A 9,187-nucleotide genomic window follows, 5' to 3' on the forward strand; every position below is an offset into this window, starting at 1 on the left:
CACCACCAGGAACGAGTCGACTCGCCTCCGCCGCGTCCACCTGCCCGGCACCGTGCCATCACCCTGCCAGGCGGCCCCGCGCCCCAGAGCACCCGAGGACAAGCGGGAAGCCTCCGCCACAGACAACCCCCGGCAGGTCGTGGAATGAGAAGACGACGTCGGCGGCCTGCCCCGGACTCAGTGCGCCCGCCCCTGATGCTCGCCACGACAACCCCCTCTCGCCCCTCTCAGGAATCTTTCTCGGCGTCCACGGTGTTCTGCCCTTACCGGGCCCAATCACCGCTTTAACGAGTGATGATCTAATAGTTCAGTCACCTGACAAAATGGTGACGACAGAAGGTTCCCGGTTCGCTGACGTGCGAGCCTGGGGACCTGCGCGAACGGACGCGAAAAGACGCGAACGGAAAGGTGAGGTGCCATGAGTGACGTCGGGGAGAAGGCGCTGCTGGCGGGCGGTTGCTTCTGGGGCATGCAGGAGCTGATCCGGGCGCTGCCCGGAGTGACGCACACGAGGGTGGGTTACAGCGGCGACAACGACAAGCCCAACGCCACCTACCGCGACCACGGAAGGCACGCGGAGTCGATCGAGATCACCTTCGACCCCACGGTCACCGACTACCGCGCGATCCTGGAGTACTTCTTCCAGATCCACGACCCGAGCACCCTGGACCGGCAGGGCAACGACATCGGGTTGAGCTATCGCTCCGCGATCTTCTACTTCGACGACGAGCAGCGCCGGATCGCCGAGGACACCATCGCCGACGTAGACGCCTCCGGGCTGTGGCCGGGGCCGGTGGTGACCGAGGTGGTTCCGGCCGGCCCGTTCTGGGAGGCCGAACCGGAGCACCAGGACTACCTGCAGCGCTACCCGGACGGCTACACCTGCCACTTCCCGCGCCCGAACTGGCGCCTGCCCAAGCGCGCGGAAGCCTGACCGGGGTAGGGCGGGGAGCTCTCCCTCGCCCTACTCGCCCCCCGGGCCTCGCCCCGCCACCGCGGCCTCGGTGATCGGCGCCGGGGCAGCGACGGCACCGCACAACTCAATCTGCGGCGCCGTCGCGAGGCCTCCGAAAAGACCCTGGATCTCATGCGAACCGACCGAGACGTCGCTTCACATGAACTATACGTACATGCCTAGTAAGTGTCCCGGCCGTGGCGTCACAGTGCGCGACGCATGGGGACGACGTTCTCCTCGCCGGTCGCCCGGGAGGAGAGCCGGTAGTAGACGATGTTGGAGAACCGGTCCGACTGTTCCAGCCAACCGGCTTCCACCAGCTGGCGGCGCATCCGGGAGAACACGGTGGGGGTCATATCGACCTCTGCGGCCAGCTGCTGCCCGGTCATACGGACCGCACCGGCCCGGTCGGTCGGCATCATCGCGTACATGAGAACGATGAGGCGCTGGCTCGCCGACAATCCTGCCGTGCGCCGCAGGAGTGCGCGGTAGTACGTGCCGTCGGTTGCGTTCACTGGCCCTCCCAGCCCCGCGGACCCGGTGCCATCCATCCAGGGATGACCGGTGGGTTCCAGTCCCTTACCGCTTCCCGCTGCTCCAGGCCCGAGCCGTGGAAGGCGATGTACGGACTGATTCTGTACAGCTTGGTCCTGCCCAGCTTCCCAGTCTCGATGATCAGACGGTGCTTGGCCAGCTTCTTGATGATCCGCCCGAGGGCGTCCGGCGTCATGCCGACTTCCTCCGCAATGTCCTTGCCTGTCCGTTGGACCGGTTCCATACCCGGGGGTGAGGCGCCGATGTACCAAAGAACCATGAACTTCTCGGCCGGCGTGAAGCCCGAGGACTTGCGCGTGATGGCGCGTACTCGTTCCTTGTCCACGGTGGCGTGCCAGCCGCTGTAGGCGTACGGCGCTGTAGGGACGTCGTTGCCGAACTCGTCCACGACGCGTCGCACGGGCCGTGCTGATGCCAACGTTCCTCCGCGCCTCGGGCATTGCTGATCAGACCATGCGAACCGACCCTGAGGCCGGTTGAGATGAACCTAACGTACATGCACGTCTGGTCGATGCATTCCCCTCCCACGATCGTGTCGAACGACGCCTCCGACGCCCATTCAGGAGCCGTAACAGCCCCGATAGACCGGCTTCAGCATGTACTTCACGTTCATCTCACCCGATCCTGGGATCGGGTTACCCGATCCCAGGATCGGGTAGATTTCGGCAAAGATGCAGGTCAGAGCCATATCCGCTCGGCGCCCTCTAATACTGAGTCAAACCGACTGCACGCCCGCCACCTCAGGTCACAACACACCTGGTGGTACCGGTGGCTTCGCGTGCGGCTCCGTAGGCATCTGCACGTGGTGGACAGCACCAACGGCTCTGAGTCTCGGGTGGTACCGCACGTGACGAACAAGCAGCACCAACAGCAGTGGTACAGGCGGTCGCAGGTGCCGCCGCCCGGCCTGGGGGCCGTTCGGCTCCCGCACCTCCGCACGCCGAATCCCGGCTCCCCCGTATCGGAGGTTCTGTTCTGTGGCTGAGGTGGAACAGGGGTGGGGGGCAGTTCGGACCGTTGGTATGGGTGACTTGGACGTGGCTACGGATGAGGCAAGGAACGAGGGTCTGTGCAATGAGCACGGCCACGCCAAGGCCCTCTCCAGGCCCTGCGGTTCAACCTGACAGGCCGCCTCCCGGGTGGCCACAAGGGGGAAGGTGAACTCAGGGGGAGAGGGTAGTGGCGGCCGGGACGCGATCGGGGGTCGGCGTCGGCGGCCCAACCACCCCACACCTGCAGGTTGCTGATCAACTCCAGCAGCGTGCCCAGCGGGCCGCCCCCCCCCAGCCAGACTCGGCCGGGCGAGACTCTGACCGGCCTGCGTCTTTAAAAGAAGCGCGGCACGCCACAGGTCCTTTGACCTGCGGCGTTGTAGGAGTCGGTGTGTCCTGGAGGACACATTTCCAGCGTCAGAATGTCAATGCAGCGGTCACATTCGGCCCGGAAACTCAACCTGTGATTGAGTTTCCCGAGAGGGTGGAGCGCGCGCCGACGTCGCAGGTCACAGGCCTGCCGTGATGTCGGTAAGCCCTTTGTCCAGCAGGTCCCGCACCCGGAAAACGTGTTCCTATCTCGACACAGGAACTCAACCAGCCGTTGATTTATGGGCCCACGGCGCCCAGAAACTCAAGCTACGTTTTACTTTCAGCCGCACGAGCGACTGGAGGACTTCCAGTGGCCCCCTTCGGCGCGCCGGTGCGGCAAAAGACAAGTGCTGCTTGAGTTTTGGGTTAGTGTCTGGATCGCCTGAGTATCGAAGGAGGTCCTGTGACATCTGATCCACCAGCACGCGGGCGGCCCCGAGCTGTCCCTGACGCCGCATCGGGCGACGCGGGCTTCGACGACCTCCTCCAGGTCCTCGGAGCACAGCTCGGCGAAGCACAGAGCGACGACCCCCGACGCCGACGCAAGGTCAAGTCCGTCACCGTCGAATACGACGCGGACCCAACAGCCGTCCACGACATGGCCGGAGGGTCCGGCTACAGTCTCGCCTCGAACTGGTTCACCCAGCTCCTGGCGCAGCTCGCCGTAGCCAACTCGATCACCAAGTCCCAACTGTGCGTGTTCCTGTGGGTTGCCGGAGGCCAGCAGCGCGGTACCGGCATCGCCCAGTACACCCAGCAGGAGATCACGGACGCTCTCAACGAGATCGCCGTGAAAAAGGGCGGCAAGAAGATCACCCGCTCCACCGTCAACCGCGCCATCAAGGCCCTGGTCGGCTACAAGTGGGTCGAACAACTCGGCAACGGCACCATCCAGCTGAACGTCCGGCTGTGGTTCAACGGCAACAGCAACACCCAGCACGCCGTCCTCGAGCGGATCGCCGTCCAGCACGAGCGGGACCCCGAAGCCTTCCCCCACGGAATCGGCCCCGACGTCCAGCAGGAGCTGGACCTCGACTTCACCCATCACCCGCACTACGGCACGGGAAGGCGCACCGGGTGATACCCCTCCACCAACCGCTCCACAGGCCCGTACGAGGAAGGGATACCGATGCCTGAGGTCATGTCGCCGGTCGTGTCCGAACGCATCTGGGCGCTGCCCGTCTCGCCGGCCACGGTCAAGTTCCTGAACTACCTTCTCTACCGCTCCGATTTCGGCGGCAGCCTTCCCGTCCGGCAGAAGGACATGGCCACCGAGTACGGCGTCACTCCGCAAGCCATCAGCAACCTCATCGCCCCCCTGTGCGAGCTCAACATCGTCCTTCGCCCGAAGAACGAAGAAGGCAGCCGCGGCAAGGGCAACTCCTACCGCCTCCACCCCCTGGCCTCGAAGTACGAAAGCCCCCAGGACATGGAGGCAGCCTTCCGCGCCGCAATCGCCAGCATCAAGGCCGGCGACCTGCCCAACCTCAAGCTGCCCAGCTACCGGACCGCCCCGCCGGCCACAGCCGGCCAGCCCAACTTGCAGGTCGCCTGACGTACGCCCACACCCCAGCACGAAACAGGGGCCCCACCGAAAAATCGGCGGGGCCCCTGTGCCTGAGTAAGAGGTCTTGCTGCCTGCACTATACCCATCTCTTACGCGCTCAGCGCGCCGAGGGAATCTGTGTGCTCGCCAAGAGGAAACCCTAGAACTCCAGCCCAATCCGTGATCATGACGAGTCGCTGCTTATGGCCCGTAGACGAGATCCACGCCCCCACTGGCCTCAATCAGCCAGGACAGCGAACCGCTGCCGAAGGGCCAGCCAGTGGTGGCCACCTGCACCCAGCCGCCCGACTCGTCGGTTCCTGCTTGCCACCACCACCAGCTGCGATCGTCTCCCATTCCCTCTTCGGTCGGATCGAAGTAGTACAACCACCCTGAGAGCGTCCACGGTCCCCGGCTGACGGCCACTTTCTCCTCTGGCGTCATCGCGCGCCATTGACGCAACCGTGCCTCCATGTCGAAGGGTTCGCCATGTTCCGGTTCCGGGATCTCGGGTGCGCATCGCTGAATGAACCAGGCTGGCAACAGCTGCGGCCAAAGCACTTCTGCCGGCCAGTCACCCATCCGGGAGACGACGCACGTCAGCACCGCACGCGCGTTGTCGATGACCCGGGCCGGGTCCTGGGCAGTGAACCGGAGGCACACGAGAAACGGCCGGGGCTCGTCGTCCTCGGCGCCCGGCCCAGATCGAAGGCGCCGCAGCTCGCCCGTCATGATTTCCACGGTTACGAAGTATGCACCGGCACCAACCCCGCAACGGCTGGACAGTTGCTTGCCGACGATAGTGGCAGGCTCGGGCACGGGCTCGGTGTCCGCGTCGCCAGTGTGACCAGCGCAGGCGGTGTGCGAGGTCCTGGAACGGATCGCTAAGGCCGATCACGTTTCATCGTCCTCATGGAGTACGCGCCCACTCCCCACAGCAGAACGAGGAAGGCCAGGAGCCCCCACCCTCCAGAATTTCCACTGACTATCAGGAACACGGAAAGAGCCACCCCCAGAACACAGAAGAAAGTAGCGAACTGCCACCACCGCTTCACTCCAGCCTGCTGCTCACTGGTCCACCCCAGAGGCATGGTCCCTCCTCCTCACTATTGCCGGACGCCGATTCGGTCCCCCGCCGACCAGGCTTCCGGTCAAGGTGCTACTGACGTTTCCGTTTCGGGTGACGTCATGCGGCGTCGTGAACAATCCGAGGCCGGTACTGCATCCGCTTGAGACGGGCGCACACGCCCTCGGTGGGGTCGAGGTCGGGGGCGCAGGACGGTCAGCCACGGTTCGTTCCCCGACCAGCTCGCGCATGGCACCGTCGACTCCCCGAAAGCCCCTCTTCTCGCCTTGGCGGCTGTGGTGCACCAGCATCCGGAACATCAGCCGGGTGCGCTGACCAGCCTTGCGGCAGACCAGACCCCCCAGGGAGATACGTCCCGATCCCGCAGCCCTGCCCCTGACCCACGGCGTATGACCGCGCCGGAATCAGGTCCGTGCCTTCGGCGGCCAGGAACATCTGGCCCGACTCATCCGCCAAACACAGCCACGCGTCGGCGGTGGTTCATCAGTCACGCGGGGGCGGATCGGGCGTGGGCGGAATGGGTCGGCTGGCAGCTCCTGGACGCCGGGCATGAGATCGAGCTGGATTATTGGGACTGGGGGACTGTCGACAACTTCGTCCTGAAGAAGCACGGCGAACAACCTGGCCATCGACCTGACGAGTGTGGGTCGGGTGGGGTCTCCTGCCCTGCAGCGTCTACCAGCGCATGCCGAGGGAATCGAGGTCCGCGCGGCGCTCTGCTGGCAGTTTGGCGGCGCGGCGGCGGGTGTTGGAGATGAACGATCCGAGTCCGAGGAGTTCGCCGTCGATGTCTTCGCGGTGTTGGCGGGGTACGCGGAGATGCCCCTCGCGGGCATAAAACTGTCGCGCGGCGGCCATGTTCCGTTCCCATAGCTCGTCCTGTGACCGCCGCGCCGGCAGCACCGCGACGCCCTCGTCCTGCGGATGCACGCCGATGGTCTCCAGGAGGTACTGCTGGGCGGGCACGAGCCGGTCCCACCCGGCGACCTGTCCGGCGACCCACACGGCAAGATCTTCGCCTTGGACGACGACGTCTCCCGGCCCCGCCGGGAGCAGCCCGCCGGCCTGCACGTGCGCGAGCAGGAGCCGGTACGAGCGCTGCCAGGTGATCTCCCAGCCCTCGGGTGCCCAGCCGGGGTCGATGTCGTTCAGCGCCTCCATACGGCTCTCCGACAGCTCCCCCGCATAGGAGACGCCGGTTTCCCCGTTCGCGCGGCGTACGGCGTTCTCCCGCGCCTTCTTGGCTGCCGCCCGCATGTTCTTGGCCCACACCCCGATGGGGAACCCATCCCCGCCCCACACGGCTGAGGCCGGCGGCAGGAAGTGCCCGTGGACGTCGGCGTAGTCGCGAGCGACGGCAAGGCCGGCATCGAAGGCGGAGGCGTGGACGGACCACACCATCCCCAACTCCTCCAGCGTCTGCACCCGCTTCGCGTCCAGGGTCCCGGCTGCGTAGTAGCGGCGCTGATCGGCCACCCACACCCCCAGCGGATGACCGCCAGCGCCGTCCCAGTCATCTGGGCAGACGAACGTGTACGGCACGCGCAGTTCGGTGTTGCCCATCTCGCGCAGCCAGCGGGTGGCGGCCTCGACGCCGCGCAGCCAGTAGGCACGTTCGGGGTCGATCACCCGTAGCTGCACGAACTGGGTGAGCACAGCGGGGTCTCGTTCTTCGCTGAACCGCAGCACCCCGACTGCCCGGGCCCCCACCGGCGGTACCAGATCCTGCTCCTGGCCCTCGTCGTCCTGGCCGTCGACATCGTCCTCGAAGCCCTCACCGCCGCCGTCGGACGGCCGACTGCTGTTGCGCAGGCGGGGGTCGGCGAGAGCCTCGATCGTCTCGGCATCGTGCGCTCGCAGGGCTGTCAACACCTTCGACAGGCTGCCATAGGCATCAGATGTGAGCAGCTCATTCGGATCTTCGTCCGGTCCGAGGAACACCGGAACGATCAGCGTGGCAAGTTTTCCCCGACCCGGATGCAGCCGCAGGGCGCGCCCGACCATCTGCACGATATCGACCATCGAACCACGCGCATCCGCGAAAAGAACTGCATCACACTCGGCGGTATCGACACCTTCACCCAAAACGCGAACTGAGGAAAGGACCCGCAATTCAGCCCGCACATCCTCACCACTGTATGCGGGCCCTCCGAGGAAATCGGAAGCGAATTCATCCAGCACCCTGCGCCGGTGGCCGGGGGTGTGCTCGCCGTAGAGCCAGTCTGCCCACACCTGCGGAGCCGGCGGGTAGGTGTCGGGTTCGTCCTCGGCGAGCCGGCCCGCGGTGACCGGCACGGCGACGGCCATCGCTTCAGCCTCGCCCACCCGGCTGTGGAACGACAGCACCCGACGGAACCGCTCCTGCACGGCCGCGCGCATCAGCCCCGTCTGGACAGCGGCCAGCCGCGCCCCGCGCACCGCATCCGATCCGGTCGCCTCCGTGGTCATGGCGGCGTACAGATCCGGATCACGGATGTCGAGGCACAGCACCTGGTACGGCGCGACGATGCCCCGCCCGATCGCCTCGGACAGGGTGAGCTTGTAGGCCACGGGCCCGAACACTGGCGAGCCGTCCTCCATCGACGCCACCAGCCGGGGGCGCTCACCCGCGCCGTCGGCCTCCCACACCCGCGGCGTGGCGGTCATGTACAGCCGCCGCTCGGCAGGGAGCTGCGCCTGGTCGTGCACGGCCGCCCACGGCTTCATGCCATCACCACTGGTCCTGTGGGCCTCATCCACCACCATCAGGCTCCACACCCCCAACCCGGCCGCGTGAGCTCGCTGGAGGATCCGCAAACCCACGGAGGCGTAGGTCGCGAAGACCGTCACGGTCTCCAGCCCCTCCAACCACGACACCAGTTCGTCGGGGTCGGTGGTGCAGGGCAGGCCCTGGCTCTCCTCCGCCCGCAGCGAGCACACCCCGATCATCGCCCCCGACCGGCCCGCCCGACGCCAGGCGCCGGCCATCTGCGTCAGAAGATCCAGGGTGGGCACCACCACCAGCACCCGGCGGGCAGAAAGACGGCGCGCGGACTCCGCACCGATCAGGCTTTTCCCGGAACCGGTGGCAGCGATTACCTGCGTGCGCAAGCCCTCGGGCGGCATGCGGCTACCGGGCGGCTTACCGAGAATACGGACGACGTTATCGACCGCCTCAGCCTGATGCGGCCTCAATTCCATGCCAGTCACAAGACCCCGCATTCTCCAGCGTATTCAGAGGAGATCCGGTGTCATCCCAGATTCCATCCGAGTTCCAAAATGACGCCCCCTCAACCCAGAATCCCAAGCGGAGAGGCACCCTGTCATCATCCCAGACTCAAGCCGCGAGCAAGAGTGACGCACGAGTTTTCCACGGAAGTTACCGAAACTGATCAGGGGTGGCCGGTTCCGTAAGGGTGAGGCTGACGGGATATCAAACGCGAGCTCGGGAAGACCCCTGACGCCCCGCCAGACCGCTCCTCTTGTAGGTGCCGTTTTTCCAGGCAGGCCCGGAGGGCAGGCCGAGTCCCGTACTGGACTGCGAAGCAGGCCGGTACGGGACAGGTTCAGGCCGGAGGCCGGAACCTCCGGATCACGGAGTGATCCGGTAGGCGGAACGGAGTTCCGCCCCTTCCGGGCGAAGCCCGGAACCCGCCGCGTAGCGGCGGCGCGTCGTGTCTGCGGAGCAGACCGCGCGCAAA

8 protein-coding genes and 1 pseudogene are annotated in these 9,187 nt (G+C 66.2%); 4 read left to right on the forward strand and 5 right to left on the reverse strand.

The genetic code is table 11. The features are described from left to right. Nucleotides 1–418 precede the first annotated feature (418 nt). Nucleotides 419–934, forward strand: coding sequence for a peptide-methionine (S)-S-oxide reductase MsrA (gene msrA, locus ACZ56U_RS39425; RefSeq protein WP_469088766.1), 516 nt, complete (start codon nucleotides 419–421; stop codon nucleotides 932–934). Between the two features lie 224 nt (nucleotides 935–1,158). Here msrA and ACZ56U_RS39430 read toward each other — a convergent pair whose 3' ends face one another. Then, nucleotides 1,159–1,470: a replication initiation protein, RepL2 gene (locus tag ACZ56U_RS39430; protein ID WP_469088767.1), complete on the reverse strand. Its 312-nt coding sequence runs from the start codon at nucleotides 1,468–1,470 to the stop codon at nucleotides 1,159–1,161. Further along, complete coding sequence (locus ACZ56U_RS39435; RefSeq protein ID WP_469088768.1) at nucleotides 1,467–1,928, reverse strand: MarR family transcriptional regulator; 462 nt, start codon at nucleotides 1,926–1,928, stop codon at nucleotides 1,467–1,469. The genes ACZ56U_RS39430 and ACZ56U_RS39435 overlap by 4 nt, the downstream gene beginning before the upstream one ends. A gap of 1,349 nt (nucleotides 1,929–3,277) precedes the next feature. Between ACZ56U_RS39435 and ACZ56U_RS39440 the strand changes: the two genes are divergently transcribed. Continuing rightward, entirely contained in the window at nucleotides 3,278–3,955 is a 678-nt protein-coding gene (locus ACZ56U_RS39440; protein ID WP_469088769.1) for a hypothetical protein, read from the forward strand. A gap of 48 nt (nucleotides 3,956–4,003) precedes the next feature. Continuing rightward, a complete protein-coding gene (locus ACZ56U_RS39445; RefSeq protein WP_469088770.1) occupies nucleotides 4,004–4,429 on the forward strand; it encodes a hypothetical protein in 426 nt (141 codons plus the stop codon). Nucleotides 4,430–4,621: 192 nt separating this feature from the next. Here the strand turns inward: ACZ56U_RS39445 and ACZ56U_RS39450 are convergent, their stop codons facing one another. Both ACZ56U_RS39450 and ACZ56U_RS39455 read right to left on the reverse strand, forming a co-directional pair. Next, nucleotides 4,622–5,152, reverse strand: a complete 531-nt coding sequence (locus ACZ56U_RS39450; RefSeq protein WP_469088771.1) for a hypothetical protein — start codon at nucleotides 5,150–5,152, stop codon at nucleotides 4,622–4,624. Nucleotides 5,153–5,648: 496 nt separating this feature from the next. Further along, nucleotides 5,649–5,978 (reverse strand): annotated as a pseudogene (locus ACZ56U_RS39455) (IS630 family transposase); the annotation flags it as partial. An 11-nt stretch (nucleotides 5,979–5,989) separates the two neighbouring features. On the opposite strand from ACZ56U_RS39455, the gene ACZ56U_RS39460 reads away from it, so the two are divergent. Next, nucleotides 5,990–6,265: a toll/interleukin-1 receptor domain-containing protein gene (locus tag ACZ56U_RS39460; RefSeq protein ID WP_469088772.1), complete on the forward strand. Its 276-nt coding sequence runs from the start codon at nucleotides 5,990–5,992 to the stop codon at nucleotides 6,263–6,265. On the opposite strand, the gene ACZ56U_RS39465 is transcribed toward ACZ56U_RS39460, so the two are convergent. Further along, nucleotides 6,183–8,687 (reverse strand): helicase associated domain-containing protein, encoded by a 2,505-nt coding sequence (locus ACZ56U_RS39465; protein ID WP_469088773.1) that lies wholly within the window; start codon nucleotides 8,685–8,687, stop codon nucleotides 6,183–6,185. The genes ACZ56U_RS39460 and ACZ56U_RS39465 overlap by 83 nt on opposite strands. Nucleotides 8,688–9,187 lie beyond the last annotated feature (500 nt).

This window comes from Streptomyces sp. NPDC034103 (genome assembly GCF_055575395.1).